Source organism: Streptomyces sp. NRRL F-5650, from assembly GCF_000721365.1.
In the GTDB taxonomy this organism is placed as follows: Bacteria; Actinomycetota; Actinomycetes; order Streptomycetales; family Streptomycetaceae; genus Streptomyces; species Streptomyces ardesiacus.
The window spans coordinates 249,993-264,183 of record NZ_JOGV01000001.1 but is presented as its reverse complement, the minus strand read 5'-3'; the positions used below and the strand labels follow the sequence as shown (position 1 = coordinate 264,183).

Below are 14,191 nucleotides of genomic sequence, written 5' to 3'. Positions count from 1 at the left end.
GCGGAAAACCGCTTGATTTTGGGCAGGTGGCGACGCGAACCTGTCACGGTTTGCAGCCTCTTTTCGCCGCCTGGCAGCGGCACCTCCTGACACGAGCCACTGGGACGTCATGCAGATCCAAGACCTTCCGTATCCCGACCCGGGCGTGCCGGACGCACGCTCGGGCCCCCGATTCCTGTGGTGGCTGTTCCGCAACCAGCTCGGTGGCCAACTCAAGTCACTGGCCTGGGGCCTGCTGCACTTCGCCTCCGTCTCCGCCCTGCCCTTCTGCGTCGGCCTCGCCATCCAGGCGGTGGTCGACCACTCCGGCACCCGGCTCGCCGTCGCAGGCGGTCTCATGGTGCTGTGCTGTGCCGGCAACGCGATCGGTGACACCTTCCTGCACCGCGCCGCCATCACGAACTGGATCACCGCCGCGGCCCGCGTCCAGCAACTCCTGGCCCGCAAGACCGCCTTGCTGGGCTCGGCGCTGACCCGCCGGGTCGCCGCCGGTGAGGTCGTGGCCGTGTCCACCGGGGACGTCGAGAAGATCGGCTGGTTCGTGGAGGCCGTCTCCCGCTTCACCGCGGCCGCGTTCACCATCGTGCTGGTCTGCGTGGCCCTGGTCGTCTACCAGCCGGCGCTCGGCGTCGTCGTGGTCGTGGGTCTGCCGGTGCTGGCCCTCGCGGTCCTGCCGTTGCTGCCGCGTGCCACCCGGCGGGCCGACGTCCAGCGTGACAAGGCCGGCCGTGCCACCGAACTCGCCTCCGACACCGTCGCCGGACTGCGCGTGCTGCGCGGCATCGGCGGTGAGGAACTCTTCCTCGACCGCTACCGCAGCGCCTCCCAGGAAGTGCGCCACGCGGCCGTGCGCAGCGCGCGCATGTGGGCCCTGATCTCCGCCGTCCAGGTACTGCTGCCGGGGCTGCTGCTGATCGCGGTGGTCTGGCACGGCGTCCACCTGGCCCGCGAGGGCCGCATCGAGGTCGGCGAACTCGTCGCGGTCTACAGCTCCGTGATGATCCTCACCTACCCCCTGCGCCACTTCGAGGAGATCGCCATGGCGTACTCCTTCTCCCGGCCCTCGGCCAAGCGGGCCGCGCGGGTGCTCTCCCTGGAGCGCGTCACGGACACCACGGGGTCGCGCGCCGCCGAGATCCCCTCCGGGGACCTGTACGACCCGGCCACCGGTCTGCTGGCTCCGGCGGGCCGGTTCACCGCCGTGGTGTGCGGCGACCCCGACGCGGCCGGACGGCTGGCGGAACGGCTCGGCGGGCACCCCTCGGAGAAGGGCACGTCGGCCCTGCTGGGCGGGGTGCCGCTGGACGAGCTGCCGCTGAAGTCCGCGCGCACCGCCGTTCTGGTCCAGGACAAGGACCCGGTGCTGCTCTCCGGCACGCTCCGGGAACTGCTGGACGTGCCCGCCTCCGGTGCCGTCACGGCCGACGAGGCGCTGTCCGCCGCACAGTGCGGTGACGTCCTGGCGGCCCTGGCGCAGGGCTCACTGGACTCCGACGACCCGATGGACGCCCGTATCACCGAGCGGGGCCGGTCGCTGTCGGGCGGCCAGCGGCAGCGGCTGGCACTGGCCCGGTCCCTGATCACGGACCCGGAGGCGCTGGTCCTGGACGAACCGACCTCGGCCGTCGACTCGCACACCGAGGCACGGATCGCGGAAGGCCTGCGAACGCTGCGGGCGGGACGCACCACGGTGGTGTTCACCTCGTCCCCCCTGCTGCTGGACCGCGCGGACCGGATCGTCTTCCTGCACGAGGGCGAGGTCGTGGCGGTCGGCTCCCACCGGGAGCTGGTGCACACCGAGCCCCGGTACCGGGCGGTGGTGACGCGTGAGACCGACGAGGAGACCGCGGCGCACGGCGACGGCGTACCGGCCGGGACCAGGCCCGCGACGTCCCTCACCGACGGCGGTCGCGGCGACGACCGTGACGACGCCCTGAGCGACGACGACGTACTGCACCGACTGGAAGAGATCGAGGAAACGGCATGATCGGCGTCGCGCCCCCGTCCTACGACCCGGCTGCTCCCACGACGGCGAGCACCCTGCCCGTCGGCACCCGCCCGACCGTGCGCGCCTACGTGGGAGAACTGGTGCGCCGGCACCGTCGGGCGTTCCTCTTCCTCGTCACCGTCAACACCGTCGCCGTGATCGCCTCGATGGCGGGCCCCTATCTACTGGGCGGGCTCGTGGAACGGGTCTCGGACGACACGCGCGAGCTGCGTCTCGGTCTCACCGCCACCCTCTTCGTGCTCGCCCTCGTCGTCCAGGCCGTCTTCGTGCGCGAGGTACGGCTGCGGGGGGCCATGCTCGGCGAGCGGATGCTGGCCGATCTGCGCGAGGACTTCCTCGTGCGGTCGGTCGGGCTGCCGCCCGGCGTGCTGGAGCGGGCCGGCACGGGCGACCTGCTCTCCCGGATCACCACGGACATCGACCGGCTCGCCAACGCCATGCGCGAAGCCGTGCCGCAGCTCGCGATCGGTGCCGTCTGGGTGGTGCTGCTGCTCGCCGGGCTGGTGGTCACGGCGCCCCCGCTGGCACCCGCGGTGCTGATCGCGGTGCCGCTGCTGGTGATCGGCTGCCGCTGGTACTTCCGCAGGGCACCGGCCGCCTACCGCTCGGAGGCCGCCGGGTACGCCGCGGTGGCCGCCGCGCTCGCCGAGACGGTGGACGCCGGGCGCACCGTCGAGTCCCACCGCCTCGACACCCGCCGCATCGAACTGTCGGAGCGCCGGATCAGGGAGTGGACGGCCTGGGAGCGCTACACCCTCTGGCTGCGGTCGGTGCTGTTCCCGGTCATCAACGTCACCCATGTGACCGTGCTCGCCTCCGTCCTGCTCATCGGCGGTGTCTTCGTCCTCCAGGGCTGGATCGGGGTCGGTCAGCTCACCACTGCGGCCCTGATCGCGCAGATGCTCGTCGACCCGGTCGGCATCATTCTGCGCTGGTACGACGAACTGCAGGTGGCGCAGGTGTCGCTGGCCCGGCTGGTGGGCGTGCGGGAGATCGAGCCGGAGGCCGGTGACGCCGCGCTGTCCCCCGACGGACGGCACGTGCATGCCGACCGGGTCCACTTCGGCTACCTGGAGGGCGTCGACGTCCTGCGCAAGGTGTCCCTGGAAGTCGCCCCCGGCACCAGGCTGGCGCTCGTCGGCCCCTCGGGGGCCGGCAAGTCCACGCTGGGCAGGCTGCTGGCGGGCATCTACGGTCCGCGTGAGGGCCGGATCACGCTCGGCGGCGCGGAGCTCTCCCGGATGTCCGCCGAGCGGGTCCGCTCCCACGTCGCGCTGGTCAACCAGGAGCACCACGTCTTCGTGGGCTCCCTGCGCGACAACCTCCGTCTCGCCAGGACTGGCGCCGCCGACGCCGAGCTGTGGGCGGCGCTGGGGGCGGTCGACGCGGACGAGTGGGCCCGCGGACTCGACGAGGGCCTGGACACCGAGGTCGGTTCGGGCGGCTTCGCGCTCACCCCGGCGCAGGCCCAGCAGATCGCGCTGGCCCGTCTGGTACTGGCCGATCCGCACACGCTGGTGCTGGACGAGGCGACGTCGCTGCTCGATCCCCGGGCCGCCCGCCACCTCGAACGGTCCCTGGCCCGTGTCCTGGACGGCCGCACGGTGATCGCGATCGCCCACCGCCTTCACACCGCCCACGACGCGGACGTCATCGCCGTGGTCGAGGACGGCCGGATCAGCGAGCTGGGCAGCCACGACGAACTCGTCGCGGCCGACGGCGCCTACGCGGCGCTGTGGCGGTCCTGGCACGGATAGCCGTGTCACGCCTCCCGGAGCCGGGCCGGCCGGGCCGGCTCCGGGAGGGGTGACCGGGACGGGGTCGGCGCCCGGCCGGAGCCGACCGGGCGCGAGCCGGGCCGGGTGAACCGGACCCGTACCGGGCCGGGCGGGCGGCGGTGCCGCGGGACGCGTCGGACGGTGGCGTCGCCCGGGACCCGGCATCGTCGCCCGGTGCGGGACCGGGCGACGCACGGGGATCCGGCACGTCACCGATGCCGGCCGGTCCGCCACGAGCCGGTCGGTCCGGCACGACCGCGGAGCAGGGCCCTGCGGTACCCCGGCGGGGTCCGTGCCGTTGCGCGGTCCCGAACGGGAGTGGAAGGCTGGAGACAGGCACCGGCCCGAGGCAGGCCCCGGAACCCTACGGTTCCGCGACGGGTGATTCCTGTGCCCCGTGCAGCGGCGACCCGCCGCGGTCCACGGTGAGAAGGGGCCGGTCCCCACCCCCTGGAGGTACCCGTGAACAGCGTCGACGGATGGGGAGATGACGTCTACCAGCCCGACGGATCCGAGCAGCGGGAGGACACCGGTCTGCTCGACGGCGAGGACACCCTCGAGGAGGACGGCGTCGACGATCCGCTCGACCGGGGCTGGTCCCCGCCCGAGCGTCCCTGGGCGGTGGAGCACACCGGTGTGACAGCGGCGGAACGCCGCCGTGGTGAGACGCTGGACCAGCGGCTCGCCGAGGAGCGCCCGGACGAGACCGCGCCCGACGGCGACGGAATCGGTGACTCCGACGGCACCGACGGTGAGCTGCTGGACGACGAGGTCGGCGCGGACCGGTCCGGCCGGCTCGTGGCGCCCGACGAAGGGGCGCACGAGGACGAGGAGCCGGCGCTCGTGGCCATGGACGTGGGCATTGACGGCGCGGCCGCCTCCGCCGAGGAAGCCGCCGTGCACGTGGTCGACGAGGACTCCCTGCCGGGCTGACGCCACCCCGGGCGACGGCGGGCCCGTGTCGTCGCCCCGATGATCCCCACCGTACGAGGAGCAGCCATGCAGCAGGACAAGCACCCCGACTACCGGCCCGTCGTCTTCCGTGACCGCAGTGCCGGGTACGCGTTCCTCACCCGGTCGACCGCGACCAGCGACCAGACCATCGCCTGGGACGACGGCGAGACCTACCCCGTGGTGGATGTGGAGATCTCCTCGGAGAGCCACCCCTTCTACACGGGCAAGGCCCGAACGGTGGACTCGGAGGGACGCGTCGCACGCTTCGAGCGGCGCTACGGAGCGGGCGAGGGGCCGGGTTCCGGGGAGGCCGGCTGAGCCGGCCGGGCCCATGTCGCCCGGACGCTTCAGATGAAGTTGAGAGCCGCCGCGCCGCCCACCCCGCCGAGCAGCATGAATGCCGGCATCAGCACCTTCAGCTCCACCCAGCTGCCCGCCCGGAACCGCATGGCCTTCGGCGGACCGATGGGGTACCAGCGCTTGCGGCCCACGGGTATCGGCCAGAGTATCGGGCAGCCGGAGACGGTCAGCGCGTCCCCGATGTCGTGCACCAGTGCGCCGAGGACGATCGGCAGTCCCAGCCACAGGTACTCCTGGCCCGGTGCGGTGAACAGCCAGTCCGCCCCACCGTCCGGTTTGTCCAGGATCCCGGCGATGATCCACGCGCTGGTCCCGGCCAGCAGCCACACCAGCACGTCGCTGCTGGAGCCGCGGGTGGCCCGCCAGAGCAGGCCTTCGATGGCCAGCACCATGTGCACGAAGAGGATGGCAAGGACCGCCCAGCGACCGCCGATGATCGCCAGCGCCGAGGTCCCCCCGCCGATCAGGACCGCCCACAGCCAGGTGTGGGTCAGCGTGCGGTGTCCGCCGGAGCGGCGTGGGTCGCCCCGCTTCCTGGTGGCCTTGTAGACGGCGGCGGACAGCTTGTCGACGATCTCGCACAGCCCCCGCGAAACCGGTCCGAAGGCCCGGGAAATGGTGGCCGCCTTGTGGTCGAGGTCCGGAGCGAGCGCCGCCCCGGCGCAGATCAGCGCTCCGGCGAGCAGCACCGGCCAGGGCATGGGGTGTCCCGCGGCGGCGGTCGCCGCTCCGACGCCGAGCCACGCCGCGGCGCCCGACAGTGAGTGTGCTGGTCCCATCATCGCCGTTGCCCGCCCCATTCCTCTTGTGCCGCTGTGCAGTTGTCCGGATCCGCTGTTGCCTCGTCGGCGACCCAGCGTAGCGTTCGTGATCTTCGCCTGGACAGCCGATTCCCCCATCGCGCTCCGGGGCAGGCAAGATGGAGGCGTGACCCTCATCGATCATCTGCCGCGAACCGCCGACCCCGACGCCCTGTACGAAGCCTTCGAGGCGTGGGCCCAGGAACGCGGTCTCACGCTCTACCCCCACCAGGAGGAGGCGCTGATCGAGGTGGTCTCCGGCGCGAACGTGATCGTGTCGACACCCACCGGCTCCGGCAAGAGCATGATCGCTGCGGGCGCGCACTTCGCCGCCCTGGCCCGGGACGAGGTCACCTTCTACACGGCTCCGATCAAGGCACTGGTGTCGGAGAAGTTCTTCGAGCTGTGCAAGATCTTCGGCACCGAGAACGTGGGCATGCTGACCGGCGACGCCTCCGTGAACTCCGATGCCCCCGTCATCTGCTGCACCGCCGAGGTCCTGGCGTCGATCGCGCTGCGTGACGGCAAGCACGCGGACATCGGCCAGGTCGTCATGGACGAGTTCCACTTCTACGCCGAGCCGGACCGCGGCTGGGCCTGGCAGATTCCCCTGCTGGAACTGCCGCAGGCCCAGTTCGTCCTGATGTCCGCGACCCTCGGTGACGTCTCCTTCTTCGAGAAGGACCTCACGCGCCGCACCAACCGGCCCACGGCGGTGGTCCGCTCGGCCACCCGCCCCGTGCCGCTCTCCTACGAGTTCCGCTACACGCCGCTCACCGAGACGCTCACCGACCTGCTGTCGGCCCGGCAGGCTCCCGTGTACATCGTGCACTTCACCCAGGCGCAGGCCGTGGAGCGGGCGCAGGCGCTGATGAGCATCAACATGTGTACGCGGGAGGAGAAGGAGCGGATCGCCGAGTTGATCGGCAACTTCCGCTTCACCACCAAGTTCGGCCGCAACCTCTCCCGTTACGTGCGGCACGGCATCGGGGTCCACCACGCCGGCATGCTGCCCAAGTACCGGCGGCTGGTGGAGAAGCTCGCGCAGGCCGGCCTGCTGAAGGTGATCTGCGGAACGGACACGCTCGGTGTGGGTGTCAACGTCCCGATCCGCACTGTCCTGTTCACGGCGCTGACGAAGTACGACGGCACCCGGGTCCGCACCCTGAGGGCACGGGAGTTCCACCAGATCGCCGGCCGGGCCGGGCGCGCCGGGTTCGACACGGAAGGCTTCGTCGTCGCCCAGGCACCGGAGCACGTCGTCGAGAACGAGAAGGCGCTCGCCAAGGCCGGGGACGACCCGAAGAAGCGGCGGAAGGTCGTCCGGAAGAAGGCTCCCGAGGGCTTCGTTGCCTGGTCGGAGAGTACGTTCGAGAAGCTGATCGGCTCCCAGCCGGAGCCGCTGACCTCCCGCTTCCGGGTGACGCACACCATGCTGCTGTCGGTGATCGCCCGCCCCGGCGACGCCTTCTCCGCGATGCGGCACCTGCTGGAGGACAACCACGAGCCGCGCAAGCAGCAGCTCAGGCACATCCGGCGGGCGATCGCCATCTACCGCTCGCTGCTGGACGGCGGCATCGTCGAGAAGCTCGACCAACCGGACGCCGACGGGCGCATCGTGCGTCTCACGGTGGATCTGCAGCAGGACTTCGCGCTCAACCAGCCGCTGTCCACGTTCGCGCTGGCCGCCTTCGAACTGCTGGATCCGGAGTCGCCGTCGTACGCGCTGGACATGGTGTCGGTCGTGGAGTCCACGCTGGACGATCCGCGGCAGATTCTCGCCGCCCAGCAGAACAAGGCCCGCGGCGAGGCCGTGGCCGCGATGAAGGCGGACGGCGTCGAGTACGAGGAGCGCATGGAGCGGCTCCAGGACATCACGTACCCGAAGCCCCTGGAGGAGCTGCTCTTCCACGCCTACGACACCTACCGCAGGAGCCACCCCTGGGTCGGGGACCACCCGCTGTCCCCGAAGTCGGTCATCCGCGACATGTACGAACGCGCCCTGACCTTCACGGAGCTGGTCTCCCACTACGAGCTCGCCCGCACCGAGGGCATCGTGCTGCGCTACCTGGCCAGTGCCTACAAGGCCCTCGACCACACCGTCCCGGACGACCTGAAGTCCGAGGACCTCCAGGACCTGATCGAATGGCTCGGCGAGATGGTGCGCCAGGTCGACTCCAGCCTCCTCGACGAGTGGGAGCAGCTCGCCAACCCGGAGGAGATGACCGCCGAAGAGGCCCAGGAGAAGGCCGACCAGGTGCGGCCGGTCACCGCCAACGCGCGTGCCTTCCGTGTCCTGGTCCGCAACGCCATGTTCCGCCGTGTGGAGCTCGCCGCTCTCGACCAGGTCGACGAGCTGGGCGAGATGGACGCCGATGCCGGCTGGGACGCCGATGCCTGGGGCGAGGCGATGGACAGCTACTGGGACGAGTACGACGACCTCGGCACCGGCCCGGACGCCCGCGGTCCGAAGCTGCTCATCATCGAGGAGGAGCCGCAGAACGGACTGTGGCGCGTGCGGCAGATCTTCGACGACCCGAACGACGACCACGACTGGGGCATCAGTGCGGAGGTCGACCTCACCGCCTCCGACGCGGAGGGCCGTGCGGTCGTCCGCGTCACCGATGTCGGCCAGTTGTGAGCACAGGAGAATCCCACCGATGACGAATCCGGCCGAGAGCCTCGTAGCCCTGCTCGACCTGGAGCAGATCGAGGTCAACATCTTCCGTGGCCGCAGTCCCGAGGAGTCGCTGCAGCGGGTCTTCGGCGGCCAGGTGGCCGGCCAGGCGCTGGTCGCCGCGGGCCGCACCACCGACGGCGACCGCCCGGTGCACTCGCTGCACGCGTACTTCCTGCGTCCCGGCCGCCCCGGAGTGCCGATCGTGTACCAGGTCGAACGGGACCGGGACGGGCGCTCGTTCACGACCCGCCGAGTCACCGCCGTGCAGCAGGGGCGCACGATCTTCACGCTCACCGCCTCCTTTCACAAGCCTGAACAGGGGAGTTTCGAGCACCAGTTGCCGCCTGCCCGCAAGGTCCCGGATCCCGAGTCCCTGCCGACGGTCGCCGAGGAGGTGCGGGAGCACCTGGGCGGGCTGCCGGAGCAGTTCGAGCGGATGGCACGCCGTCAGCCCTTCGACATCAGGTACGTCGACCGGCTGCGCTGGAGTGCCGAGGAGGTCGAGGGGGCCGAGCCCCGCAGCGCCGTGTGGATGCGCGCGGTCGGGCCGCTGGGCGACGATCCGCTCGTGCACACCTGCGCCCTGACCTACGCCAGCGACATGACGCTGCTGGACGCCGTGCGCATCCCGGTGGAGCCGCTGTGGGGTCCCAGGGGATTCGACATGGCGTCGCTGGATCACGCCATGTGGTTCCACCGGCCGTTCCGGGCGGACGAGTGGTTCCTGTACGACCAGGAGTCGCCGATCGCCACCGGTGGGCGCGGACTGGCCCGGGGACGTATCTACGACAAGGACGGACGGATGCTGGTGTCTGTCGTCCAGGAGGGACTCTTCCGGTCCCTGTAGGCCGGTCCCCTGTAGGGCATCGGCCTCCGCGGTGGGTCAGTCGTCCCTGCGCCACAGTCGGCCCAACAGGCCGGTGAGCCGTCCGGATCGCTCCCGCTCCCGCTCGTCGAGGGCGGCCCGGACCGGCACGGTGGGCAGGGGCGGGCGAGGGGACGGACAGTGCCGGCGCGCCGCTTCCATCGCGTCCGCCAGGTCTGAGCGGAGCCAGTCGATCTCGTCCCGGTCGGCGGCCGTCACGATCTCCTCGGCGAGCAGTGCGGCCGGGGAACCCGGAGATCCGTGTGTCACCGGTGCGGGCCGGACCATGAGCAGATGAGCGCGCTCGCCGGGGTCGGTGACGATGTCCTCGACCTCGGCGGCGTCGAGCAGCGACGCCACGGCCGCGGCCCTGGCCCAGGGGTCGTCGGCCGACTGCCGGAGCAGGAAGCCCAGGTGCCGTCCCCGCCAGTTGCGGGGCCGCAGGTCCAGCCCCTCCCCCAGTTGGTCCCGGAGGGCTTCGGGTGTACGGCCCTCCAGGAGGGGAGCGTTGCGCTCGTCGGCCGCGAACCGCCTTAGTTCCTCGGCGAGATACAGCCAAACGACGGCGCGGTACCGGTTGACGTAGAAGCGCACCGGCACCAGCAGCCCCAGCCGTGCCAGGCGGGTGAACCGGGCGCCGGTCACGTCCATGAGGGCCGCGCCCTCCGTGGTACCGACGGCCCGGACACTGGACCGAAGCTCTTCGGGAAAGCCCTTCGCCGCCCGGATCCGGTCGATCTCTTCGCGGGGGACGCGCGGCCCGCCTCCCCCGTCGTCGGGCACCGTGCGGATACGGCCGAGGTGCACCGCGAGGTCGAGTTCGCTTCGCTTGAGACCCAGTTCCCGTGCCGCGCGACTGGGCGCGACACATGCGCCGCGAGGGGCGCCGATCCGCTCGGCGGCTGCCCCGGTCCGGTGCGTGACGGTGTTGCCGTTCATGGTTCGTCTCCCCCGTGGAGTGCGTGGTGCAGGACGCCGTTCGCGCCTGCTGAGACAAAACCGTAGCCACGAGGGCCATCTCCGTGTCAGACCTGTGGACAACCTCGCGTCCTGACCCAAAAATCCAATGAAAGCTCAGGTCAGAAATCTGTAGATGATATGCGTCCCGGCTGCCGCGCATCGACGTCGAGGTGTTCGCCCACCCGATTCACGAGGAGGGTCATCTCGTACGCGATCTGTCCGATGTCGGCCTCCGCCCCGCTGAGCACGCACAGGCAGCTCCCCGAGCCCGCCGCGGTGACGAACAGCACGGCGTCGTCGAACTCGACCATCGTCTGCCGTACCCCGCCGGCGCCGAAGTGGCGACCCGACCCCTTGGCCAGGCTGTGCAGCCCGGACGAGACGGCGGCGAGGTGCTCGGCGTCCTCGCGTCGCAGACCCGTACTCGCTCCGGTCACCAACCCGTCGTTGGACAGGACCAACGCGTGCCGCACGTGTTCGACACGCGCGGTCAGGTCGTCGAGCAGCCAGCCAAGTCCCTGCTTCTCCACCATCGTCCGATATCTCCCCGTGTCGCCCCGTACGCGTTGCCTCCCCCTGGCCGGGGGATCCGTCCGCCAGCCTTCACCACGCCCGAGCTGCGGGCAAGGAGGATGGGGACATGGCACAGAAGATGACCGATGAGGAATGGCGGGCGTTCGTCTCGGACGGCACCCGCACCGGCAAACTGTCCACCGTTCGGGCCGACGGCAGCCCGCACGTGGCGCCCGTCTGGTTCCTGCTGGACGGGGACGAGTTGGTGTTCAACACAGGCAAGGACACCGTGAAGGGGCGCAATCTCGTCCGTGACGGCCGCGTCGCCCTGTGCGTGGACGACGACCGGCCGCCCTTCGATTTCGTGGTGCTCCAAGGGCGTGCGCGGATTTCGGAGGACCTCGGTGAGCTGCGGCACTGGGCCGCGCGCATCGGCGCCCGGTACATGGGCGAGGAACGCGCCGAGGAGTTCGGGGCACGCAACGGCGTCCCGGGCGAGCTTCTCGTCCGTGTCGCCGTGGACAAGATCCTGGCCCAGAAGGCGGTGGCGGACTGAGGGCCCCTCCACCGGCCGCACCGCGCCCCGGTCGGCGCACGGAGTCGAGGAGCCGGGCGGCGTGCACCCGCCCGGCGTACTCGACGAGCCGGATCAGCACCTCTTGCCGGAGTCCCGGTCCCGGGCGTCGCACAGCAACACCGGAGTCCACGGGTCGAGGTCGAGGTCGCGCAGGACGCTGGGGGCGTCGTGGCGGCGTGCTCCCGTGAAGCAGTTCACGGCCACCCACGAACGGGATGTGCCGGTGCTCGATGTAGTCCACCGCGGGGAAGCAGTCCGCCAGGCGCCGGGTGTCCGCGAGGACGACCAGCCGTCCGGCCTCGCTGAACGTCTCCTCCGTACGCAGCGGCCTGACCTCGCTGACCGTGCCCACGAGGGTGGTCTTGCCCACGCCGAAACCACCGGCGACCACGATCTTCAACGCCAGTGCGGCCGTGTCGCCATCCGTGGCGCCGGAGTGTTCGGAGACCATCGATCACTTCTCTCGGTGCGGGTGGTCGTGCACGTGCCTGCCGGTCGTCTTGTCTCCGCCTCTCCTACAGAGCGCGCGGTCCGTCGATCACGTCGCGCAGGATCCGTTCGTCGGGCAACCGCGCGGGCCGGGCGGGACGGCTGACGCTCACGCAACCGCAGTTCCACCAGGTCGCCGAGGAGCACCCTGACGACGTCCACGGGAAGATCCGCTTCGGCGGCGAGTTCGGCGACCGACTGTGGGGTAGGACCCGAGGCCGACGGCGAGGGGGAAGATGAACGGTCGCCGTCGGATACGGCGGCGAAGACACCGGCGCAGACGACGAGTAGGGCGACGAGCAGGCTCACGAGGACGAGCGGTACGTCGTGGCGGATGTCGGTGCCGCAGACGCCGAAGCCCAGCACGGCGACGAAGTGCATCGTCCGGATGCCCGTGCCGCGGGGGTCAGCCACCCCAGGGCGGCGTGGTCCAGGTGTCCCATGACCCCGGGACGGTAGTCCGGGAGCGGGCGCCACAGCGGGGGCGCGTTTCGAAAGGTGCTGCTATCTGACACAGAGGGGTGCTGGAACGATCGCGTCACGCTCGAGCAGGCGCGCTGCCGCATCTTCCAGGAGCTCCGGGGGATCATGCGAAGCATGAACGACGACCACACACACGTCCAGGAATTCTTCGGCTCCCGGGCCGCCGACTGGGACCGCCGGTTCCCCGACGACGGACCGGCCTACGCGGCCGCGGTCGCCGAACTGGGGCTTCGGGAGGGTGACCGGGTACTCGACGCCGGATGCGGCACCGGGCGCGCCCTGCCCCCGTTGCGTGCGGCCGTGGGGCGGTCGGGGCTGGTCGTCGGCGCCGATCTGACACCCGCGATGCTCGAGGCCGCCGTACGGGCCGGAAGGGACCGTGAGGGGCGGCTGCTGCTGACCGACGTGGCCGCACTGCCACTGCGCTCGCGGTCGCTCGACGCGGTGTTCGCGGCGGGGCTCGTCGCGCACCTGCCCGACCCCGCCGGGAATCTGCGCGAGCTCGCGCGCGTCGTACGTCCCGGTGGTGTGCTGGCACTCTTCCACCCCGTCGGGCGGGCTGCGCTCGCGGCCCGGCAGGGCCGGCAGCTCACTCCGGACGACCTGCGAGCCGAGTCCAATCTCCGTCCGCTGCTGGCCGGTTCCGGGTGGGACATGACGGCGTACACCGACGAGGACGTTCGGTTCCTGGCCCTGGCGGTCCGCACGGAATGAGCGGCCCTCGTTCCACGCGGCCGCGGCGAGTGCGTCGGGCTCTCCCGGCCTCCCGCCCGTTTTCCCCCAGTCCTCCTACGTGTCGATGTGGCGGACCGGGCAGCCACGGACGCCGGGGACCGGGTGGGTGCCCAGTTCCGCGAGCCGGTAGCCGTTCGGATAGCCCTTGATCTCCCTGTTCTGACGGGCGTGGTGCGGAGCATTCCTCGGCGGCAGCAGACGGACCGCGCGCCCGCGCAGCCTGACCGCGCGGCGCACGAGCGCACGGGTGGCCGGGCTCGGCGGGGCGTAGCCGAAGGCGCGCAGGAGGGGTTCGTCGAGCAGGGCGAGCGTCCCGGCACGCAGAAACGGCGCGAGCGGGCGCGGATACCAGGAGGCCATGAGGTCCAGCGTGGCGTCGGAGACGCGGCGCCCGCCCTCGTCCCAGGCGAAGTGGGCCTCCTCGTAGGCGTCGAGGCAGGCTTCGAACTCCTCGTAGGAGCCGGGGATGTCCTTGATGCCCATGTGCCGTCCCAGTGTGCGGTAGTGGACGGCCGAGGCGACCGTCTCGTGGCGCGACATCCGGCGCCACCCGTAGGCGTCGATCCAGCGTTTGGGAACCACGACGAACGTGCACAGGACATAGCGCATGTCGTCGTTGCTGATGTCGTAGCTGCGGTGCATCCGGTTGATGCGCCGGATCGCCGTGCGGCCCTGCTCGCTGTCGAAGCCGTGCTCGACCACTGCGTCGAGCAGCAGCGCCGTGTCGTCGTACCTCTTCTGCGGTCTTTCGGTGAACTCGGCCGTCTCGGCGAGCAGCCGGCCGATGCTCGGCACGGCGTAGGTGCGGTAGAGCGCCAGTTCCAGGGCTCGGGCGAAGTCCCAGGGGAACTCGTACGCCGAGGACAGCCGATAGATCTCGGAGGCGTTCTCGTAGGGATCCATGTCCCGGATCCGTGCCAGTAGGTCGAAGCGCCGCACCATGGCCGCCCCTTCTGCCGTCGGGGCTCCAACTCTACGTTGAGTAGCCT

General features: G+C 71.1%; 12 protein-coding genes and 3 pseudogenes. 8 read left to right on the top strand and 7 right to left on the bottom strand.

Going from position 1 to position 14,191, the window contains the following annotated elements:
- Positions 1-109 precede the first annotated feature (109 nt).
- From IG88_RS0101240 to IG88_RS0101225, 4 genes are all read left to right on the top strand, one after another.
- Positions 110-1,987: an ABC transporter ATP-binding protein gene (locus IG88_RS0101240; protein WP_031033878.1), complete on the top strand. Its 1,878-nt coding sequence runs from the start codon at positions 110-112 to the stop codon at positions 1,985-1,987.
- On the top strand, positions 1,984-3,765 hold the full coding sequence (locus IG88_RS0101235; RefSeq protein ID WP_031033875.1) for an ABC transporter ATP-binding protein: 1,782 nt from the start codon (positions 1,984-1,986) through the stop codon (positions 3,763-3,765). Before IG88_RS0101240 ends, IG88_RS0101235 begins: the two co-directional genes overlap by 4 nt.
- Before the next feature lie 483 nt (positions 3,766-4,248).
- Positions 4,249-4,719 carry a DUF5709 domain-containing protein gene (locus IG88_RS0101230; RefSeq protein WP_031033873.1) on the top strand — a complete coding sequence of 157 codons (471 nt, stop codon included), beginning with the start codon at positions 4,249-4,251 and terminating at the stop codon, positions 4,717-4,719.
- A 66-nt stretch (positions 4,720-4,785) separates the two neighbouring features.
- Positions 4,786-5,058 (top strand): type B 50S ribosomal protein L31, encoded by a 273-nt coding sequence (locus tag IG88_RS0101225; RefSeq protein WP_030401748.1) that lies wholly within the window; start codon positions 4,786-4,788, stop codon positions 5,056-5,058.
- 29 nt (positions 5,059-5,087) lie between these two features.
- Here IG88_RS0101225 and IG88_RS0101220 read toward each other — a convergent pair whose 3' ends face one another.
- On the bottom strand, positions 5,088-5,882 hold the full coding sequence (locus IG88_RS0101220) for a metal-dependent hydrolase (RefSeq protein WP_031033871.1): 795 nt from the start codon (positions 5,880-5,882) through the stop codon (positions 5,088-5,090).
- A gap of 145 nt (positions 5,883-6,027) precedes the next feature.
- Here IG88_RS0101220 and IG88_RS0101215 point away from each other — a divergent pair, with 145 nt between their 5' ends.
- Together IG88_RS0101215 and IG88_RS0101210 are read left to right on the top strand one after the other, a co-directional pair.
- Complete coding sequence (locus IG88_RS0101215; RefSeq protein ID WP_031033868.1) at positions 6,028-8,541, top strand: DEAD/DEAH box helicase; 2,514 nt, start codon at positions 6,028-6,030, stop codon at positions 8,539-8,541.
- Positions 8,542-8,560: 19 nt separating this feature from the next.
- Positions 8,561-9,427 (top strand): acyl-CoA thioesterase, encoded by an 867-nt coding sequence (locus IG88_RS0101210; protein WP_031033866.1) that lies wholly within the window; start codon positions 8,561-8,563, stop codon positions 9,425-9,427.
- Between the two features lie 36 nt (positions 9,428-9,463).
- Here IG88_RS0101210 and IG88_RS0101205 read toward each other — a convergent pair whose 3' ends face one another.
- Positions 9,464-10,384: a DUF6397 family protein gene (locus IG88_RS0101205; protein ID WP_031033864.1), complete on the bottom strand. Its 921-nt coding sequence runs from the start codon at positions 10,382-10,384 to the stop codon at positions 9,464-9,466.
- Positions 10,385-10,524: 140 nt separating this feature from the next.
- The gene (locus IG88_RS0101200) at positions 10,525-10,938 is read right to left on the bottom strand and encodes a roadblock/LC7 domain-containing protein (RefSeq protein WP_031033863.1); all 414 of its coding nucleotides are present in this window, start codon (positions 10,936-10,938) and stop codon (positions 10,525-10,527) included.
- Positions 10,939-11,045: 107 nt separating this feature from the next.
- Between IG88_RS0101200 and IG88_RS0101195 the strand changes: the two genes are divergently transcribed.
- The gene (locus tag IG88_RS0101195; protein WP_031033861.1) at positions 11,046-11,474 is read left to right on the top strand and encodes a PPOX class F420-dependent oxidoreductase; all 429 of its coding nucleotides are present in this window, start codon (positions 11,046-11,048) and stop codon (positions 11,472-11,474) included.
- Between the two features lie 37 nt (positions 11,475-11,511).
- Here IG88_RS0101195 and IG88_RS40775 read toward each other — a convergent pair.
- The 3 pseudogenes from IG88_RS40775 to IG88_RS45050 form a co-directional block, all read right to left on the bottom strand.
- Positions 11,512-11,946: pseudogene (locus tag IG88_RS40775) on the bottom strand (GTP-binding protein); the annotation flags it as partial.
- Positions 11,947-12,010: 64 nt separating this feature from the next.
- A pseudogene (locus tag IG88_RS45055) lies at positions 12,011-12,185 on the bottom strand (DUF742 domain-containing protein); the annotation flags it as partial.
- Between the two features lie 39 nt (positions 12,186-12,224).
- Positions 12,225-12,427, bottom strand: a pseudogene (locus IG88_RS45050) (MHYT domain-containing protein); the annotation flags it as partial.
- A gap of 154 nt (positions 12,428-12,581) precedes the next feature.
- On the opposite strand from IG88_RS45050, the gene IG88_RS0101185 reads away from it, so the two are divergent.
- Positions 12,582-13,181, top strand: a complete 600-nt coding sequence (locus tag IG88_RS0101185; RefSeq protein ID WP_031033859.1) for a class I SAM-dependent methyltransferase — start codon at positions 12,582-12,584, stop codon at positions 13,179-13,181.
- A 75-nt stretch (positions 13,182-13,256) separates the two neighbouring features.
- Here the strand turns inward: IG88_RS0101185 and IG88_RS0101180 are convergent, their stop codons facing one another.
- On the bottom strand, positions 13,257-14,144 hold the full coding sequence (locus tag IG88_RS0101180; RefSeq protein ID WP_031033857.1) for an oxygenase MpaB family protein: 888 nt from the start codon (positions 14,142-14,144) through the stop codon (positions 13,257-13,259).
- Positions 14,145-14,191: the final 47 nt, after the last annotated feature.

Excerpts from the sequence above, each read along its gene's own strand:
- IG88_RS0101240 (WP_031033878.1), top strand. The coding sequence starts at position 110 with ATGCAGATCCAAGACCTTCCGTATCCCGACCCGGGCGTGCCGGACGCA.
- IG88_RS0101235 (WP_031033875.1), top strand. The coding sequence starts at position 1,984 with ATGATCGGCGTCGCGCCCCCGTCCTACGACCCGGCTGCTCCCACGACG.
- IG88_RS0101225 (WP_030401748.1), top strand. The coding sequence starts at position 4,786 with ATGCAGCAGGACAAGCACCCCGACTACCGGCCCGTCGTCTTCCGTGAC.
- IG88_RS0101220 (WP_031033871.1), bottom strand. The coding sequence starts at position 5,882 with ATGATGGGACCAGCACACTCACTGTCGGGCGCCGCGGCGTGGCTCGGC.
- IG88_RS0101210 (WP_031033866.1), top strand. The coding sequence starts at position 8,561 with ATGACGAATCCGGCCGAGAGCCTCGTAGCCCTGCTCGACCTGGAGCAG.
- IG88_RS0101205 (WP_031033864.1), bottom strand. The coding sequence starts at position 10,384 with ATGAACGGCAACACCGTCACGCACCGGACCGGGGCAGCCGCCGAGCGG.
- IG88_RS0101200 (WP_031033863.1), bottom strand. The coding sequence starts at position 10,938 with ATGGTGGAGAAGCAGGGACTTGGCTGGCTGCTCGACGACCTGACCGCG.
- IG88_RS0101195 (WP_031033861.1), top strand. The coding sequence starts at position 11,046 with ATGGCACAGAAGATGACCGATGAGGAATGGCGGGCGTTCGTCTCGGAC.
- IG88_RS0101185 (WP_031033859.1), top strand. The coding sequence starts at position 12,582 with ATGAACGACGACCACACACACGTCCAGGAATTCTTCGGCTCCCGGGCC.
- IG88_RS0101180 (WP_031033857.1), bottom strand. The coding sequence starts at position 14,144 with ATGGTGCGGCGCTTCGACCTACTGGCACGGATCCGGGACATGGATCCC.